Annotated in this window: 14 protein-coding genes and 1 pseudogene; 7 read left to right on the forward strand and 8 right to left on the reverse strand. The window is 70.7% G+C overall.

The annotated features are described in order from the left end of the window. Positions 1-5: 5 nt before the first annotated feature. The 8 genes from ACFWWR_RS27235 to ACFWWR_RS27270 form a co-directional block, all read right to left on the reverse strand. Positions 6-503 carry a hypothetical protein gene (locus ACFWWR_RS27235; protein WP_383873916.1) on the reverse strand — a complete coding sequence of 166 codons (498 nt, stop codon included), beginning with the start codon at positions 501-503 and terminating at the stop codon, positions 6-8. A 55-nt stretch (positions 504-558) separates the two neighbouring features. Further along, positions 559-1,158, reverse strand: coding sequence for a CGNR zinc finger domain-containing protein (locus tag ACFWWR_RS27240; RefSeq protein ID WP_384305790.1), 600 nt, complete (start codon positions 1,156-1,158; stop codon positions 559-561). Positions 1,159-1,203: 45 nt separating this feature from the next. After that, positions 1,204-2,106, reverse strand: coding sequence for a universal stress protein (locus ACFWWR_RS27245; RefSeq protein ID WP_383873910.1), 903 nt, complete (start codon positions 2,104-2,106; stop codon positions 1,204-1,206). A 130-nt stretch (positions 2,107-2,236) separates the two neighbouring features. After that, on the reverse strand, positions 2,237-2,479 hold the full coding sequence (locus ACFWWR_RS27250; protein WP_383873907.1) for a DUF397 domain-containing protein: 243 nt from the start codon (positions 2,477-2,479) through the stop codon (positions 2,237-2,239). A gap of 84 nt (positions 2,480-2,563) precedes the next feature. Continuing rightward, positions 2,564-3,730 (reverse strand): thiolase domain-containing protein, encoded by a 1,167-nt coding sequence (locus ACFWWR_RS27255; protein WP_384305793.1) that lies wholly within the window; start codon positions 3,728-3,730, stop codon positions 2,564-2,566. After that, on the reverse strand, positions 3,727-4,758 hold the full coding sequence (locus tag ACFWWR_RS27260) for a thiolase domain-containing protein (protein WP_383873902.1): 1,032 nt from the start codon (positions 4,756-4,758) through the stop codon (positions 3,727-3,729). The genes ACFWWR_RS27255 and ACFWWR_RS27260 overlap by 4 nt, the downstream gene beginning before the upstream one ends. Beyond that, positions 4,759-5,700, reverse strand: a complete 942-nt coding sequence (locus ACFWWR_RS27265; protein ID WP_384305796.1) for a Zn-ribbon domain-containing OB-fold protein — start codon at positions 5,698-5,700, stop codon at positions 4,759-4,761. It lies immediately after the preceding gene. A gap of 47 nt (positions 5,701-5,747) precedes the next feature. Beyond that, complete coding sequence (locus ACFWWR_RS27270) at positions 5,748-6,548, reverse strand: crotonase/enoyl-CoA hydratase family protein (protein WP_384305798.1); 801 nt, start codon at positions 6,546-6,548, stop codon at positions 5,748-5,750. A 179-nt stretch (positions 6,549-6,727) separates the two neighbouring features. Here ACFWWR_RS27270 and ACFWWR_RS27275 point away from each other — a divergent pair, with 179 nt between their 5' ends. The 7 genes and pseudogenes from ACFWWR_RS27275 to ACFWWR_RS27305 form a co-directional block, all read left to right on the forward strand. Further along, entirely contained in the window at positions 6,728-8,368 is a 1,641-nt protein-coding gene (locus tag ACFWWR_RS27275) for an acyl-CoA synthetase (protein ID WP_384305801.1), read from the forward strand. A 96-nt stretch (positions 8,369-8,464) separates the two neighbouring features. Then, on the forward strand, positions 8,465-10,294 hold the full coding sequence (locus tag ACFWWR_RS27280) for a sulfatase (RefSeq protein ID WP_383873892.1): 1,830 nt from the start codon (positions 8,465-8,467) through the stop codon (positions 10,292-10,294). Between the two features lie 208 nt (positions 10,295-10,502). Further along, positions 10,503-11,468, forward strand: coding sequence for an alpha/beta hydrolase (locus tag ACFWWR_RS27285; protein ID WP_384305803.1), 966 nt, complete (start codon positions 10,503-10,505; stop codon positions 11,466-11,468). After that, entirely contained in the window at positions 11,465-13,522 is a 2,058-nt protein-coding gene (locus ACFWWR_RS27290) for a hypothetical protein (RefSeq protein ID WP_384305805.1), read from the forward strand. The genes ACFWWR_RS27285 and ACFWWR_RS27290 overlap by 4 nt, the downstream gene beginning before the upstream one ends. Then, positions 13,519-14,451 (forward strand): AAA family ATPase, encoded by a 933-nt coding sequence (locus tag ACFWWR_RS27295; protein ID WP_383873883.1) that lies wholly within the window; start codon positions 13,519-13,521, stop codon positions 14,449-14,451. Before ACFWWR_RS27290 ends, ACFWWR_RS27295 begins: the two co-directional genes overlap by 4 nt. After that, positions 14,444-17,299, forward strand: a complete 2,856-nt coding sequence (locus ACFWWR_RS27300; RefSeq protein ID WP_383873880.1) for a TIR-like protein FxsC — start codon at positions 14,444-14,446, stop codon at positions 17,297-17,299. The genes ACFWWR_RS27295 and ACFWWR_RS27300 overlap by 8 nt, the downstream gene beginning before the upstream one ends. Continuing rightward, positions 17,296-18,312, forward strand: a pseudogene (locus tag ACFWWR_RS27305) (tyrosine-protein kinase family protein); the annotation flags it as partial. The gene ACFWWR_RS27300 and the pseudogene ACFWWR_RS27305, both read left to right, overlap by 4 nt. Positions 18,313-18,426 lie beyond the last annotated feature (114 nt).

Genomic DNA, 18,426 nt, shown 5'->3' on the forward strand with positions numbered 1-18,426 from the left:
TCGCCTCAGTCCTGCTGGAAAAGCTCCGCGGGGAGCGGCTTCAGCAGGGCGTACAGGTCGTCGGTGATGGGGCGGTCCCAGGCGGCGATGGTCACCAGGACATTGTCGCTGCGGTCGAACTGCACACAGGAGATCCGGCTCTCCGACAGCTTGAGGCGGCGCACGATCAGGAGGTTGTCGCCCTGCATCACGGGCATGTCCTCGGAGCCGACGACGGTCACCTCCTCGTCGTTCTCCAGCGCCAGCAACAGCTGACCGACCTCGAAGGGGATCTCGTCCGCGGTGACCTCGCGGGCCGGGGAGCCCTCCGGCAGATTGCCGATGATCATCGCAGGGCCGCGGCCGCCGAAGAGGTCGTAGCGAAGGTAGACGCCCTGGCAGCTGCCGTCGGGCGCGGGCAGCAGACCGGCGCCCAGATTGCCGGGCCAGTCGCCCGGGTCCATGGCCAGTACGTCGAAGTCGGGCCCGGCGGGCGTGGCGCTACGGCGGCGGAGGAACGACATGCCGCAATGGTACGTGCCCGGACCCGTCGTGTGGCGTGCGGGCAGCTCTTCTCCGCTAGGCGCTGTTGCGGTGCCGTTCGTGATGTCGCGCGACGCGGGCGCGGTTGCCGCAGGACGGCTTGCACCACTCCTGCCGCGGGTGCTCCTTGAGGAAGTACCGCACACAGCGCGGCGCGTGGCAGGCCCGCAGCCGCTGCCGCTCGGGACCGTCGAGAAAGGCGATCGCGGCGTGCGCCAGCGCCGCGACGAGCTCGCCGCCGCCCTGCGCGGCCTCGTGCCGTACGACGGGCTCGGCGTTCTCGGCCCAGTGCAGTACGGGAACGGTGGGCGTGCGGGCGGCCGCCGCGTTGAGCCGCCGCACGGCCTCGGGGACGGGCAGGAGGCGGGCCGCGTCGGCGGGGCTCGGCTCGGCGGGGCGTACGGCCCGGGCGAACAGGGCACGGACGGCGGCACGCAGGTCGCGGACGGCAGCGAGCGCGGCCTCGTCGGCGACGAGTCCGGCGGCCTCCGGCAGGGCGTCGGAGTGGGCGCGGACCCAGGCGGTGAGACCGGCGGGGTCGGCGAGGTCGTCGGCGACTGTGCCGTGCCCGTCGTGCCGGATGGTCAGGGCGAGGTCGAGGGCGAGGCGGGCGTCCCTGCTGAGCGTGTCCTGCATGGATCTAATGATAGGCACGGCGGCATCCATTAGATGAGGGGTGTCTCAGTCCACCGGCGGTGCCGGCGGCACCACCGCGACCGGGCTTGCCGCGTGCAGCAGGACGGCCTGGGTGACGGAACCCATCATGCGGGCGGGCGCCAGCAGGCGACGGCGGTGGCGGCCGACGACGACCAGGTCGGCGTCCTTCGAGGCGGCGACCAGGTGACCGGCCGCGTCGCCGGGTGTCACGTACGGCTCGGTCCGGACGTCGGGGTGGCGGGCGCCGTGCGGGGCGAGGAAGCCCTCGGCGAGGACGCGGGTCTCGCTCTCGACGGTGTCCTGGTCGATCATCACCGGGGCGAGTTCGCCGGGGACCGCCCAGTTCTGGACCGGCCACGGGTAGGCGGCGACGACCTGGAGGCGCGCACCGCGCAGAGCGGCCTCGGTGAAGGCGAAGGCGAGCGTGGCCTCGTCGGGGCTGTCCACCTGGAGGCCGACGACCACACGGGGGCCCGGCGCGGTCGGCGCCTCGCCGTGCACCTCTCGTCCAGGGCGGGGCACCACGACGACGGGGCACTCGGCGTCACGGGCGGCGGCCATGCCGTTGGAGCCGAGCAGCAGGCTGGCGAAGCCGCCGCGGCCCCGGGAGCCGAGCACCAACAGCTGCGCTGTGGAGCCGAGTTCGGGCAGCAACGCGCCGGGGGCGCCCTCCAGTACCAGGTACTCGACCGCCGGCATACCGTCCCGGCCCTCCAGACGGCCGCGCACCTGGTCGAGTACCGGGTCGTCGTCCGGGTCGGCCGGTCCGGCGGCCAGCACCTCGGGCTGGGCCCAGGCGGCGTACTGCCGCACATGGGCCACCCGCAGCGGCGCCTCGCGCCGACGGGCGGCGTCGAGGGCGAACTCCAGGGCGCGCAGGCTGTCGTCCGAACCGTCGACCGCCGCGACCACCGGCAGAGTGCTCATGCGTTCCTCACCTCCGGAGTGCGACCTTCCGTTTCCTGGGGAAAGCCTTGCTCAGGCATCGGCGCCAGGAGAGCGCTCGAGGTCGCGTGTCCGGAAAAACGGTCGGAACACCGCCGGATCGGCCCGTCGGTCAGGTCAGGTCGAACTCCCCTTCCCTCGCCCCCGACACGAACGCGCCCCACTCCGCGGGCGTGAAGATCAGGGAAGGGCTTTCGGGCCGGCCGCTGTTGCGCATCGCGATGAATCCCTCGACAAAGGCGATCTGGACATCCCCCAGGCCACGGCTGCTGGAGTGCCAGTCGGCGGTGCTGAGGTCCAGCTCGGGCTTGTCCCAGCCCGCGAGCGGCTGTTGCTGGATGGTGGTCTCGGCCACGTCCGTGCTCCTCCCGATTGCGTCGTCCGCGGCCAGCCTAGCGACCGGTCCCGGACGCCGACAGGCCACGTGAGAGGGGACCTTTCAGGAGGCTGGGGGCTCGGACCCCACGAGCCACATGGAGAAGAACTGCGATCCTCCGCCATAGGCGTGCCCGAGCACCCGCCGCGCGCCCTCCACCTGGTGTTCCCCCGCCAGGCCGCGGACCTGGAGCGCGGCCTCCGCGAAGCGGATCATGCCGGAGGCACCGATGGGGTTGGTCGACAGGACGCCGCCGGACATGTCGACGGGCAGGTCGCCGTCGAGTTCGGTCACGCCCGACTCGGTGAGCTTCCAGCCCTCGCCCTCGTCGGCGAAGCCGAGGTTCTCCAGCCACATGGGCTCGTACCAGGAGAACGGGACGTACATCTCGACGGCGTCGATCTCCCGGCGCGGGTCGGCGATCCCGGCCTGCCGGTACACGTCGGCCGCGCAGTCCTTGCCGGCCTGCGGCGACACGAAGTCCTTGCCGGCGAAGAGGGTGGGTTCGCTGCGCATCGCACCGCCGTGCATCCAGGCGGGCGGGCGGGGCGAGCGGACGGCCCCCGCGCGGTCGGCGAGGACCATGGCGCAGGCACCGTCGGAGGAGGGGCAGGTCTCCGAGTAGCGGATCGGGTCCCAGAGCATGGGTGAGGCCTGGACCTTCTCCAGGGTGATGTCGTGCTCGTGCAGGTGCGCGTACGGGTTCTTCAGCGCGTTGCGCCGGTTCTTGTACGCGACCAGGGAGCCGACCGTGTCGGGCGCGCCGCTGCGTCGCATGTACGCGCGCACGTGCGGGGCGAAGAATCCGCCGGCCCCGGCCAGCAGCGGCTGCTGGAAGGGGACGGGCAGGGACAGCCCCCACATCGCGTTGGACTCGGACTGTTTCTCGAAGGCGAGGGTGAGCACCGTGGCGTGGACCCGGGCCGCGACCAGGCCCGCGGCGACCAGCGCCGTCGACCCGCCGACCGAGCCCGCGGTGTGCACCCGGAGTATGGGCTTGCCCACGGCACCCAGCGCGTCGGCCAGGTACAGCTCCGGCATCATCACGCCCTCGAAGAAGTCGGGCGCCTTTCCGATGACGACGGCGTCGATGTCCGCCCAGTCCAGCTCGGCGTCGTCCAGGGCCCTTCGGGCGGCCTCCCGCACGAGCCCGGCGATGGACACGTCCCGGCGTGCCGCCACGTGCTTGGTCTGGCCGATGCCTACGACGGCCACGGGCTCCTTGCTCATCGGGTATCCCCTTCGAGTACGGCGACCAGGTTCTGCTGGAGGCAGGGGCCGGACGTGGCGTGGGCGAGGGCCCGGTCGGACTCGCCGCGATGGATGCGGGCGGCGGCCTCGCCGATGCGGATGAGCCCGGCGGCCATGACCGGGTTGGCGGCGAGTGCGCCGCCGGAGGGGTTGACCGACACGCCGTCGTCCAGCCCGAGCGCCTTGCGCAGGACGACCTCCTGCGAGCTGAAGGGGGCGTGCAACTCGGCGGTGTCGACGGGCCGTTCGAAGGCGCCGGCCTTCTCGGCGGCCAGCCGGGTGGAGGGTGAGTCGGTCAGGTCGCGGACGCCGAGGCCGTGTGCCTCGACGCGGTGGTCGATGCCGCGGATCCAGGCCGGCCGGGTGCACAGTTGCCGGGCCCGGTCCCCCGCCGCGAGGACGACGGCGGCGGCACCGTCGCCGACGGGCGGGCAGTCGCCGGTGCGCAGCGGCCGGACGACGTAGTCCCTCCGCGAGGCCGTGCCTGGCGGGGAGTTGCGGCTGCGGTCCGCCACGGCGGCGAGCGCGGGCTCGTCCGTCTCGCCCGCGTCGATGAGTGCCTGTGCCTGGAGGGCGGCGAGGGCGACGGAGTCGGGCCACAGGGGCGCAACGTAGTACGGGTCGAGCTGGCGGGTCAGGACGTCGCGGACGGAACCGGGTGACGACTTGCCGTAGGAGTACACGAGTGCGGTGTCGGCGTCGCCGGTCTGCAGCTTGGTCCACGCCTCGTACAGCGCCCACGCGCCGTCCATCTCGACGTGGGACTCGGAGATCGGCGGCCAGGCGCCCACCCCGTCGAGGGCGAGCGTGAAGGAGAAGGCGCGGCCGGCGAGGTAGTCGCAGGAGCCGGAGCAGGTGAAGTCGATGTCCGCGGTCTTCAGGCCGGTCTGGTTCAGCACGTCGTGCAGGACGGGCATGAGCATCTCCACCTCGGAGAGCTCGTCGGCACCGCGCAGGTGGCCGGTGTGCGCGAAGGCGACGACGGCGACATCCCTGAGGGGCGGCATCTACACCAACTCCTTGTACGTCTCGTAGTCCGCGTCGGGCTCGCCGGTCGGCCGGTAGTGGTCGGGGTGGCCGCCACCCGCCGTCCAGACGGGTTCGACGCGCAGACCCATGCGCACCCGGTCGTAGGGGATGCCCGCGATGCGGCCGTGCAGGGCGAGGTCGGCGCCGTCGAGGGCGATGTGCGCGTAGACGTACGGGACCTCGATGTCGAGGTTCTTCGCCTTGATGTTGACGATGCAGAAAGTGGTGACCGTGCCGCGCGGACCCACCTCGACCTGTTCCGATGTGGCCACGCCACAGGTGGGGCAGGCACCCCTCGGCGGGACGTACACCTTGCGGCAGGACGGGCACCGCTCGCCGACGACCCGCTGGTCGGAGAGGGCGTGGATGTACGCGGACTGGGCCCGGCCGGGCGAGTAGGTGTAGTCGAGGCGGGCCGGGGTGACGATGCCCGTGACGGGGTCCTCGAACTCGCCGGTGTGTCCCGACGGCCCGGCGGTGTCGCCGTCGTACGGCTCGAAGCAGGCGATGTCCGTGATGGCGCCCGTGCGTTCGCCGGCCCAGCGGACGCGGACGCGCATGCCGGTGTGGACCGCGTCGGGGCCCGGGGCGTCGAGGGCGTGCAGGAGGGCGGTGTCGGCGCCGTCGAGGCGGACCAGGGCCCAGGCGAAGGGGTTGGTCAGGGGCTGGCCGCGGCGGGGGGCGTGGTTCCAGGCCCAGGTGGTGACCGTGCCGGTGGAGGCGACCTCGACGAGGTCGCGTATCTCCTCGGCGGTGACGGGGTCGTACTCGACGGGCGGAACGAGCACGCGGCCGTCGGCGGTCTTCACCCCGAGGACGACGCGTTCGCGCAGGCCAGTGAGGAAGGCGCTCTGGACGGGGCCCAGGGAGCGGGTGAAGGGGAACTCGACGACGAGCGGCGCTTTGAGGACTTCGGGCATCCCGGGTGTCTCCTTCGGCGGGAGGTCGGACGCGCTGGTACGAGAGGTCAGGCGCGCTTGTACTCGGGCGGTCGTTTCTCCGCGAAGGCGCGAGCTCCCTCCTTGGCGTCGGCGGTGTCGAAGATCGGCCAGCCGCGCTTCAGTTCGGCGGCGAGTCCGTCGGTCTCGGTCATCTCGGCCGTCTCGTACACGGACGCCTTGACGGCCTCGACGGCGAGCGGGCCGCAGGCGTTGATCTGTCCGGCGATCTCCAGGGCCTTGTCGAGTGCCGTGCCGTCGGGGACGACATGGCCGATCAGGCCGATGCCGGCGGCCTCGCGGGCGGTGTAGGGGCGGCCGGTGAGCAGCATCTCCAGCGCGTGGGTGCGCGGGATCTGGCGTTGCAGCCGGACCGTGGAGCCGCCGATCGGGAAGAGCCCGCGTTTGACCTCGAAGAGACCGAAGGTTGCCGACTCGCCCGCGACCCGGATGTCGGTGCCCTGGAGGATCTCCGTGCCCCCGGCGACGCAGTACCCCTCGACGGCGGCGATCACCGGTTTGCGGGGGCGGTGGTGGCGGAGCATCGCCTTCCAGTGGAGGTCCGGGTCGGTCTTGAGGCGGCCCCGGTGCTGTTCGCCCTCCATGCCCCGCCCTGCGAGGGCCTTGAGGTCCATGCCGGCGCAGAACGCGCCGCCCGCCCCGGTCAGCACGATCGAGCGGACCTCGTCGTCCTCGTCGGCCTCGGTCCAGCCGTCGTACAGGCCGACGAGCATGGACAGCGAGAGCGCGTTCCTGGCGTCGGGCCTGTTGAGCGTGAGCACCAGTGTGGCGCCTTGGCGCCGCACGGTGAGGTGTTCCGTCCCACCCATTGCCCATCTCCCCTCTGAAAGAACGAGAACAGGTTGCAGTAGGTGCCTGGGCACTTCAAGAGTTTTCTGACAGTCAGTCAGATTTCTTCGACGCGGACCCTTCACAGTTACGGCGCCGTTTGCTCAGATGACCGGCGAACCGTCGAAGAACCAGGGCCCGTCAGAGGTCAGGAGGAGCGGTGGAGTACAACCTTGCCGACCTGTTCGAGTCGGTCGTCGACGTGGTCCCGGACCGCGAGGCGCTCGTGTACATCGACCACCCCGGTACGGGCGCTGAGCGCCGAATGACGTACGCGGAGCTGGACGCCGCCGCCAACCGGATCGGCCACCACCTGGCCGACAGCGGGGTTCGCCCGGGCGAGCACGTGGGCCTCCACCTCTACAACGGCGTGGAGTACCTCCAGACCGTGCTCGGCTGCCTGAAGGCGCGGATCGTCCCGGTCAACGTCAACTACCGTTACGTAGAGGACGAGTTGGTCTACCTGTATCGGGACGCCGACCTGGTGGCGCTGGTCTTCGACGCGGAGTTCACCGACCGGGTCGCGGCGGCGCTGCCGCACGCGGACGCGCTGCGGCACCTGGTGCGGGTCGGGGCGCCCGGACCGGCGGCGGCCGAGGTGGCCGCCGTGGACTTCACGGACGCGGAGGCTTCCGGCTCCGCGGAACGCGGGTTCCCGGCCCGCTCGGGCGACGACCAGTTCATCATCTACACCGGTGGCACCACGGGCATGCCCAAGGGCGTGATGTGGCGCCAGGAGGACCTGTTCTTCTCGGGGCTCGGGGGTGGCGCGCCGACCGGCGAGCCGGTGAAGAAGCCGGAGGAGCTGGCCGAGCGGGTCGCGGCCGGCGGTGCCGGGATCACCTTCCTCCCCGCTGCCCCGCTGATGCACGGCACGTCCACCCTGACGGCGTTCATCGGCTTCCACTTCGGTCAACGGGTCGTGCTGCACCGCAAGTTCGTGCCCGAGGCGGTGCTGCGGACGATCGAGAGGGAGAAGGTCACCAGCATGTCGCTGGTGGGCGACGCGATGCTGCGACCGTTGATCGACGCGCTCGAAGGCCCGCTGAAGGGCGTCGACATGTCGTCGATGTTCAGTGTGTCGTCGTCGGGGGCGATCATGTCGGACACGGTGCGCAGGCAGTTCCAGGCGCTCGTCCCGAACGTGATGCTGCTGAACAACTTCGGTTCCTCCGAGTCCGGTTTCAACGGCACGGCGACGGAGGACTCCGGCCCCGAACGCGGCTTCCGTGTCCGCGTCAACTCCCGCACACAGGTGGTGGATCCGGCCACGCGCGAACCGGTCGCCGTCGGCGAGGTGGGCCGGGTCGCGCAGTGCGGCCATGTACCGCTCGGCTACTACAACGACCCGCGCAAGACCGCCGAGACCTTCTTCGAGAAGGACGGCGAGCGGTGGGTGCTGCTCGGCGACATGGCCACCGTCGACGAGGAGGGCGTGGTCACCGTCCTCGGCCGCGGCTCGCAGTGCATCAACACGGGCGGCGAGAAGGTGTATCCGGAGGAGGTCGAGCAGGCGCTCAAGTCCCACCCGGACGTGTACGACGCGCTGGTCGCCGGGGTGCCGGACGCCAAGTGGGGCCACCATGTGGCGGCCGTGGTGCAGGTGCGCCGGGGCGCCGCGCAGCCGTCTTTGGAGGACCTCCAGACACACTGCCGGTCCCGGCTCGCCGGCTACAAGATCCCGCGCCGGCTGGTGATCGCGGAGACGCTCCGTCGGTCACCCAGCGGCAAGGCGGACTACCGGTGGGCCCGGGAGGTGGCGACGTCGGCGGAAGGATCAATTCCGGGGCCGCCGGCTTGAACCGAAGGCGACGTGCGGACGTACTGGGGGATGGCAGGCTGGGCCTTCGAGCCCTGATTGCCATGCCATCGCACGACCGCACGGAAGGACCACCGGGTGTCACTCTTCACTCGCTCTCGCCAACTGCCGGGTATCGCTGGGGGCGAGGCGGACGCGGGCGAGAGAGGGGCCGCGGGGGAAGAGGTGGCCGAGGACGTCGTGAAGGAGACCCCGTCGGCCGAGGCCGGCGAGGCACCGGAGCACGAGGAGTCGGCCGACGAACCCCAGCCCGTCGCCCCCTCCCCTGGCTGGTTCGGCTGGCGGCGTCGCTACCCCCGCGCGTCGCGTGGCGTGTCCGTGGGGACGAGCGTGCTGGCCGGAGTGCTGATAGCGCTCGCGCTGCTCCTGCCCAATCGCCTCGACCGGACCTCCCTCCTCTCGTTCGTCCGCCTCCCCGTCGAGGGGATCCTTCTCGCTGTCGTCCTGCTCGCGCTGCCGCCGAAACCACGTCGGTTCACGGCGATCGGCGCGGGCTTGTTCCTCGGGCTGTTCACCGTCCTCAAACTCACCGACATGGGCTTCTACCAGTTCCTCGCACGGCCGTTCGACCTCGTCTTCGACTGGATCCTGTTGAACGACGCGACGGACTTCCTCAGGGAGTCGTTCGGGCGATCGGGCCAGGTGCTCGTGGTGACCGGGGTGATCGTTCTGCTCGTCGCCGTGCTCACGCTGAGCACGTGGGCGGTGGTACGGCTGGCGAACGTCATCGACCGACACCGCACCGTGGCGGTCCCCACCACCCTCGTCCTCGGCACCGCGTGGGTCGCCTGCTTCACTCTGGGCGTGCAGTCCGGCGGAACCCCCTTTGCCAGCAAGGGCAACTCCGAGGTCCTCGCCAACCGTGTGGAGTACGTCCACAACGGCCTCGGGGACGCCAAGGTGTTCCGGAAACAGGCCGCTGTCGACGCCTTCGCCGACACCCCGCCCGACCAGCTGCTGACCGGGCTGCGCGGCAAGGACGTCCTGTTCACCTTCGTCGAGAGCTACGGCCGTGTCGCGATCGACGACCCGGCGATGGCGCCCGAGATGGACGCGACCCTCGCGGAAGGCACGAGCCGGCTCAAGGCGGCCGGTTTCGACTCGCGCAGCGGCTGGCTGAGGTCGCCCGTGGCGGGTGCCGGCAGCTGGCTCGCCCACTCGACCTTCCTGTCCGGTCTGTGGATCAAGAACCAGCAGCGCTACCTGAGCCTGACCACCGGCGACCGCGCGACCCTCACCAGCTACTTCCAGAAGACCGGCGCCTGGCGCACGGTCGGCATCGTCCCCGGCGTACGGAAGGCCTGGCCCGAGGGCAAGTACTTCGGCCTCGACAACATCTACGACTCCACGCACCTCGGCTACCAGGGTCCCTACTTCAGCTGGACGCCGGTGCCGGACCAGTTCAGCCTGGAGGCCTTCCAGCGCCTGGAGCACGGCAGGAAGAACCGCGACCCGATCATGGCGGAGATCATCCTGGCCTCCAGCCACAACCCCTGGTCGCCGATCGCCCACACGATCGACTGGGACGACCTCGGTGACGGCACGGTCTTCCACCAGATCAAGAAGGAGGGCACGAATCCGACGGAGGTCTGGAAGAGCCGGGAGCGCGTGCGCACCGAGTACCGCAAGGCCGTCCAGTACTCCGTGGACAGCCTCACCCAATGGCTCGAGCGCTACGGCGACGAGAACACGGTCCTCGTCTTCCTCGGCGACCACCAGCCGGTTCCGACCGTCACCGGGGGCAGCGCGAGCAAGGACGTGCCGATCACGATCGTCGCCAAGGACCCGAAGGTGCTCGACCGGATCTCCGACTGGGGCTGGACGGACGGCCTCAAGCCCGCCGAGAACGCACCGACGTGGGGCATGGACAAGTTCCGCGACCGCTTCATGACGGCCTACGCGAAGTGACGCGCCGCTGCGAAGCAACGTGCCTGCCGCGCCAGGTCGAACAGGCCGGAGTCGGATACCCCGGTTGCTGACCGGAAGGGTGCAGTACACCGGGCGAGTGCCGACTTGGTGGCCCACGTCTCTTCCGTGATCCCGCGCCCGTGACGGGGACAGGCCGATATCCTCGAAGTCCGTTCGGACTGCCGGGCGGAGCTCTTACGGGGGAGCCATGCAGCCGCGTCTGGTGTTCGTGCACGGCATCGGTGGTCCGAGGCAGCCTGCCACCGAACTCGACGCGTGGCTGCGCGCGCTGGGCGCGGGAGCCTCTCTCTCCGGACACTCGCGCCACGTTCCCGATCTGGTCGGTGGCCGGGTGGCGGATTCCAGGTTCGCCTACTACGGGGATCTGTTCGGTCTCGGGCAGGCACAGAGCGCGGGCGGGGCTCTGGAGGAACACGAGGCCGTTTTCGTACGGGAGTTACTCCTGGAGGCCATCGACGAGCGACGGGCCCGGGCCACCCGGGACGAGGAGCTGCGGATGCTCCACCACGCTCAGGCCCAGCTCACCCCGCACGGCAGCGCGCAGGGCCTCGGCTCGGTCGCCCGACAGGTGCTGGGTGCCGCCAACAGCCTGCTGTCCCTGCCCGGTGTCCGCACGTTCGGCGGCTGGGCCGGCGCGAGCCTCATGGTGGGGCAACTGCGGCAGGTGGCCCGCTACTTGGCCAGGGCAGAACCGGACGACTCGGGAACCACGCTCGACAGCAGGATCCGGCGCCGCGTGGCGGGGCAGCTGGGCCCCGCCGGGCCCACCATCGTGGTCGCCCATTCGCTGGGCACCGTCGTCGCGCTGGAGGCGCTCCAGTCGTACGAGGGGTCGGTCCCGCTCCTTGTCACCCTCGGCTCGCCCATGGGCCTGCGCGGCGCTGTGCGCGATCGGATGCGCCCTCACCCTTTAAGGGTTCCCGAATCCGTCGAGGTGTGGCTCAACTTCTGGGATCGCGATGACCTCGTGGTCGGACTTCCCCGGCTGGAGAAGGCCGTACGACCCAATGCCCGCTCAGTGCTCCCCGACACCAGACGCATCGACTCCGACGGCGCCTGGGTACATCCCGCGATCCAGTACCTCGGACAGCCCGGCGTCGCCGGCCCCGTGCTGGAGGCCCTCACCGCGAACAGGGCGGCGCCGCGTACATGACGATGACGCCCCGCCATACCCTGGTCATCGCGCCGCAGTGCGCGGAGCTGGGCATCCTCGACGAATTGAACGATGCCGCGGCCGACCTGCGGGATGTGCTCACACACCCCTGGGCGGGAGCGTGCGACCGCAGTCCGGCGATCCGGTCGGGGCTCCTTTACGGGGACGGCCTCCGCCGGGCCGACATCGACACGGCGGTGCGGGAAGCAGCTGAAGCGGCGGCCGATGCCGGGGCCGTTCTCGTGCTCGCCCTGCTCGGTCACGGCAGCACCCCGGGCCAGAATCCCACGCTGTACCTGATGGCCGGGGACTCCCGGGCCGATGTGATCGCTTCCGCCGTCGATGTCGGCAGGACCCTGACCGAGGTGCTGGAGACACCCGGCCTTCCGGGTCTCGTCGCCGTCGTCGACACGTGCCATGCCGGAGGTGCGACGCCCGACATCAGGGCGCTGGACGCCGGGGTACGCCGGGGCGAGACCCGCTTCTCGCTGCTGATGTCGGCAGGAGCCGCCGAGGAGGCGTATCGGCTCGCCTTCACGACGGCCCTCGTCCGAGTGCTGGAGGAAGGGGTGGACGGTGCCGGTGAGTTCCTGTGCGCGGTCGACGTCCTCGACGCCGTGCGCAAACGTGTGCCGGGCCAGAATCCCCGCCGGGTGGAACACGACGGGGCCAGATTCGGAGAGTTGAACTGGCTCGCGCGCAACGTACGGCATTTCAAGGCGATGGCGTCGGTTCTGGGAGACGTCGCCACCGAGCACCTCGAGGAGGCACTAGCCCCTGTGGGCGGTCCGGCCCTGCTGTCGGCACCCGTGACCGGCCTCCACGCGCTGGAGTCGCTGCGTGAGCAGCTGTGGCAGAGCCGGGCAGGCAATCCCTACGAGCGCGACTGGGCCCTGCGCGTCGTCGAGGACCTGCGCGACGTGCTGACCACGGTCGACCTGCTCCACTCCTGGCCGGGCGAGCAACTGACAACCGAGCGGCTGAGGTCCGCACTCGTCCGGGCCGCCGCACGTTCAGAGGAGCAGCTGCCCAGGAGCGACGGCAGCGAACTGCTGCGGGACGCCGTGGAGTTCCTGCGCATTCGAGCCCGGCGCCTCGGGGAGTCCCGGACCGCCCGGCTCGCGCACTTCGTCGCCTCGCTGGCCACCCAGGAAGGACTCTCCCGGCACAGCTCCGCGCTCACCGCCTGGGCCCGCCGGGCGGGCGCCACGGTTGAGCTGAGCGACGCCTTCGAGACACTGCTGACGGACAGCGATCGGACCCGGTTGCGGCTGGTCGTGAGCCTGCACACCGACCTCGCCGAGGAATGGCCCGAGACGCTTGAGGCCTGGCTGCTGGACGGTGGCGAGGTGCTCGGACGCCGGCAGGTCGAGTGCGCACCCGATCAACGCGGTGTCGAGCAGTCGCTTCAGGAGGTGCTGCACTGGGCCTCTCCGAAGGGCAGCACACCTCCGCGCAGAGTGGAGATCGCCGCGTCCGCACCGCTGCTGCTGAGCTGGCGGCCGGAACTGACCGACTTCGGCGAACTGCTCGGCGACCGACACGACGTCATACTGCGCTGGAGCGAACGACTGTGCCCGCCCCAACACTTGTGGTGGATCAACAGGCGAGCCCGGGAGCAGCTGGCGGCGATGGACGCGTGCCGAGCGGGACGGGCACCGGTGGACTGGCTCACTGCGCGGGAGACCGGCCGGACCGAGGAGCTCCGGGCGCGGTTCGTGCGCCGGGTGTACACCCAGGCGGTCGGGCTGGGCCATCGGCCGCAGAGGTTCGCGCAGGTGATGGAGGTCCTGCTGGCTTACGCCCCGATCGTGCTGTGGCCCGGTACGGAGGGCCGTATGCCCCGGGCGTGCTGGGACAGCCTCGACAAGTACTGGCACCTTCTGCCCAAGGAGTTCAACGAGGCCTACCGCCGCAGCTGGGGACGCGGGCCAAGAGCGGGGCGTGACGCCCTGGACCATCTGGCGCTGTGGCGCAGCGTGTGGCACGACATCGAATGGCTCGACTTCTGCGACTTGTTCGAGCCGCTCAGCGAAGGAGAACAGCCCACATGACCTGGCAGCCCTTCTACGTGGGCGACGGCGTCCCGCGCGATGTCGACCTCGGCGATCCGCCGCCGTGGCGCAGCTTTCCGCGCCGGCCCCTGCACCGGCAGTTCCAGCCGCCGCCCGGCCTGGTCGAGGCCGTCAACGCGGCCTTGGTCCTACGCCGTCCGCTGCTGGTGACGGGGCCCGCGGGCTCGGGCAAGTCCACGGTGATCGAACAGGTCGCGGCGGAACTGAAGCTCGGTGCTCCGCTGCGCTGGCACATCACCTCACGCAGCACTCTCACCGAGGCTCTTTACCGTTACGACGCGCTCGGCCGTATCCACGCGCAGCGGCTGTCCGGTCCCGAGGGCGACGACATCGCGCCCTTCCTGCGCCTCGGGCCCCTGGGGACCGCGCTGCTCCCGGCCGAGCACCCCAGAGCCCTGCTGATCGACGAGATCGACAAGAGCGATCTGGACCTGCCGAGCGACCTGCTCGACGTGCTGGAGCGCGGCGAGTACGAGATCCCCGAGCTCGCCCGCTACACCAGGGACGTCGTCGAGATCCGCCACTGGGGCGGCGACGAACGCAGTCCCGTGGAGCGGGGGCGGGTGCAGTGCGACAGCTTCCCGTTCATCGTGCTGACGAGCAACGGCGAACGCGAGTTCCCGGCCGCCTTCCTGCGCCGCTGCATCCGCTTCACCATGCCGACACCAACCGCCGAAGCGCTGCGCTCCGTCGTCGAGGCCCACTTGGAGATCGGCCCGGACCAGCAGCGCGGCAAGGCCGTCGACCGGCTCATCAGGACGTACGTCGAGCGGGTCGCCGAGGGGCAGAACCTGGCGATCGACCAACTGCTGAACGCGGTGCACCTGCTGATGGGAGAGACCGCCCTGTCCGGTACGGACCGACAGGAGGTATTCGACCTGGTGCTGCGAGAGTTGTCTCGTGCCTGAGCAGCACCCTCAGGAAGCTGAGCCGCTGGCGCGGGTGGTGTCCGCGCTCAACTCGGTGGCGCCGGAGCTGGACGGCACCGCGCTCGCCGACCTGCTCTGGCTCGCCTCGCGGCTGGACGGCAGCGCCGCGCGGGGCGCCACCGCCTCCGACGCACCGCCTCCCGAGGATGCGCCCACGCCACAGCCGTCGACCGGGACGCCGGAGCCTCGTTCCGCGTCGGCCACCGACCGGGCTGGGGAGCGGTCCCTGCATGAGCGTCTCACCGGAGCACGGGGACGGGTCCGCGGGGACGCCGTCGCCGCCTCCGGGGCGTCCGGCCTGCCCGTGCCCTTGTCGGTGAGCCGGGCACTGCGGCCCTGGAAACGGTCCTGGCCCCGAGGCCGCAGAACCGCCGTGGACATCGACGCCACGGTCGACGCCTACGCCCGCAGTGGAGAGCTCGTCCCGCAGTTCCGGCCCGCGCCCGAACGGTGGTTCGGACTGGTGCTGGTGGTGGACTGCTCGCCGACCATGCAGGTGTGGCAGGAGGTGGTCGACGACTTCACTGCCGTACTGAACCGTCTCGGCGCCTTCCGGACCCTTCAGGTGTGCGGTCTCGTCTTCGGTGAGCGGGGCCCCGAACTCCGCGACACATTGGGGCGGTTGATCGGGCCGGGGCGGCTGAGTTCGCCGGACGGACGCCGGCTCGTGATCACCGTTTCGGACTGCGCGCACCCCGGCTGGCGCGGGCCTGAGGTCTGGCGGCAGCTGCGCGAGTGGGCGACCACCTCGCCGGTGGCGCTGCTCAACCCGCTTCCGGTGAAGCTGTGGCGCAGGACGGGGCTCGACCTGCCGGGTGTGCGGGTGTTGCCCGGGGCGCCCGGCGCGGACAACTCCCGACTGGTCTTCGACCCGCCGCCGCTGCTGCCGGCAGGCGACCGGGCCGCCTGGCTGCCCGTACCGGTGCTGTCGCTCTCCCCGCACTCCGTCGGGCGCTGGTCACGCACCGTCATGCGGAGAAGCTCCGTCGGGTGTGGCGCGGTCCTCGTCCCGCGCACGGGCCGACCGCCCGACGTACGTCCCGTACCGCGGGCCGGGAGCGCCACCGCGGACCGATTTCTGCGGACCGCTTCGCCCGCGGCGGCCCGTCTCGCCGTGCTCAGCTCCCCCTTCGACGAGATGAGCATTCGTCTGCTGCACCTCATCCGGCAGGAGCTGGTGCCCGAGGCAGAGGTCGCCGACGTGGCCGAACTGCTCACCAGCGGGCTCTTCCCGGTCCGCACGGACCAGGGCGGCTCGGTGGAACTGCGCGTGCCCCACCCCGCGCAGGAGCGCCTGCGCAAGGAGATCACCGAGAACGAGGTGTGGCGCATCAACAGGGCACTGCACCGGCACATGGCCTCTCTGAAGGGCTGGAGCGGGCATCTACCGGCGGTGGCCCAGGCTCCCCTGGGGCAGGCGGAACTCCCCGCCGCCCTTAGGCCGTTCGCGCAGGCGTCGTGGCGGACGCTGGAGCTGCTCGGGCTGCCGGCCGGGGGCACCTCCGCCGCCGTGACATCCGAGTCCCACACCGGTACCGACCCGTCGTGGATGCCGGACAGTCGGCCCTACTTCTTCCTGAGTTACGCGCACACGCCGTCCTGGGGGGAGGGCCGATTCGATCCCGACCACTGGGTGCGCGTGTTCTACCAGGACCTGTGCGACAACATCATGGCGATGACATCGCTGCCCGCGGGCGCCGCCGTGGGTTACATGGACCGTGGCATGTCTTCAGGCGAGGACTGGTCCAGGGAGCTCAGCGAGAGCCTGGCGAGCTGCCGGGTGCTCGTGCCCCTCATCTCGCCTCGATACTTCGCGAGCGACCTGTGCGGCCGCGAGTGGTACGCGTTCCTCGAACGCATCATTCAGGCCCAGGCGGACGGGGCGCTCGGACGGACGTCACCGATCGTCCCCGTCCTGTGGACACATGTCGACTTCGAGCAACTTCCCGAGTCCGTACGCGGCTTCCAGATCCACCACCCGTCGTACGGTGACCGTTACGCCGACGATGGCATCTACGGGTTGATCAAGCTCAGGCGACTGCGGGACGAGTACGAGGAAACCGTCCACCGGCTGGCCCGCCAGATCGTGAGCGCCGCGGAGGAGGCGCCGCTGCCGCCGGGCAGGCCACGACCCCTCACAGCCACACCCAGTGCGTTCAAGCCACGTGGCGACAGCCCCCGCAGGATCCACCTCACCGTGGCGGCTCCCACTCGCGACAGTGTTCCGGCCTTCCGTGACCCACGTCCCTACGGCGAATCGGCCCTCGACTGGAATCCGTACCCCTCGGAGTCCACGCGGCCGATCGCGGTCCTCGCCGAAGAGCTGACGCGTGCGCTCGACTACCGGGTCACTGTCTCCACCCTCGACGACGAGGAGGGGGAATCCGACACCGACCAGGGCTCTCCGGGCATCCTCATCCTCGACCGCTGGGTTCTCGCCGACGAGCAACGCCGAGACAGGCTCAGGCTCTTCGACAGGCAGGCCCGCCCGTGGCAGGGTGCGATCCTCCCCTGGAGCCACGCGGACGTGCAGGGCCACGGCGAAAAAGGCAGGCGTCTGTCGGAGCAGCTGGAGCACACCATTCCGCTGACCATCGAACGGGTTCTCCGCACCGACACCCGGATTGCCGTCCGTGGTGTCCCCACGCTCAAGACGTTCACCGACGTGTTCCCCCGCGTCGTGGCCCACGTGACCGGTCAGTATCTCCAGCACGCGACGGCCCACCCGCCCCCCGGTCCGGCCACTCCCCGGCCCCGTCTCATGGGTCCCACGCACCCGCCGTACCCCTCCCCGGACGTACCGAGCGATCGAGGGGACAACGCATGACCGCGGCGCGCGGCGGACGCATCGTCACCTTCTATTCGTACAAAGGTGGTGTGGGCCGCTCCATGGCCCTCGCCAACACGGCCTGGATCCTCGCGGCCAACGGCAAGCGGGTGCTGGCCGTCGACTGGGACCTGGAGGCCCCCGGACTGCACCGCTACTTCCACCCTTTCCTCGATCCCAACGTGCTCGCTGCCACCACCGGCGTCATCGATCTCATCCAGGACTACGCGTGGGCGGCGACCACGACGCGCCATCCCTCGGGCCCGTGGCACCTCGAATACGCCCGTGTGGAGCCGCACGCCACATCGCTCACGCCGGAGAACCTGGGCCTGACGTTCCCCGACGGGGGTTACCTCGACTTCCTCTCCACCGGCCGCCAGGACCCCGATTACTCCATGAAGGTGTCCGCCTTGGGATGGGACAACTTCTACGACCGCCTGGGCGGCGGCCAGTTCCTGGACGCCCTGCGCGACGACATGAAGGCCGCATACGACTACGTACTGATCGACAGCCGGACCGGACTGTCCGACAACGCCGACATCTGCACCATTCAGATGCCCGACGTCCTCGTCGACTGCTTCACGCTCAGCGACCAGTCGCTGGAGGGGGCAGCCGCCGTGGCGCGCAGCGTCGCAGAGCAGAGTCGGGGGCGCAAGGTCACGGTTCTGCCGGTGGTGATGCGCATCGATGACGGCGAGAAGGAGAGGGCGGACGCCGGGCGAGCTCTGGCCCGCATGCGGTTCGAGGGTCTGCCGGAAGGGCTCAGCGGTGCGGATCTGGAGGCTTATTGGGGTTCCGTGGAGGTGCCGTATCGGCCCTACTACGCGTACGAGGAGATCCTTGCTGTCTTCGGCGACCGGACGGGCATCGCCACCTCGCTCCTGGCGGCCTTCGAACGGCTCACCGCCGTGATCTCGGACGGGGAGGTGTCGGCACTGCCGCCCATTCCCGAGCCCGTGCGATCGCGGTGCTGTGCCGCGTACATCCGCAGGCGGCCCGTTCTCCCGCCTGACGACGCCTGTCCGTAGGTCCGCAGGCGTTCTCGGGGCAGTCCGTCGAGATTGTGCGGCCGACCCTCTTGCCTTGGTCGGCGCAGAACTGGATTACTGATCCCCAGCACCTCGACC

The sequence above is a fragment of the Streptomyces sp. NPDC058678 genome (assembly GCF_042714835.1).
Taxonomy (GTDB): Bacteria; Actinomycetota; Actinomycetes; order Streptomycetales; family Streptomycetaceae; genus Streptomyces.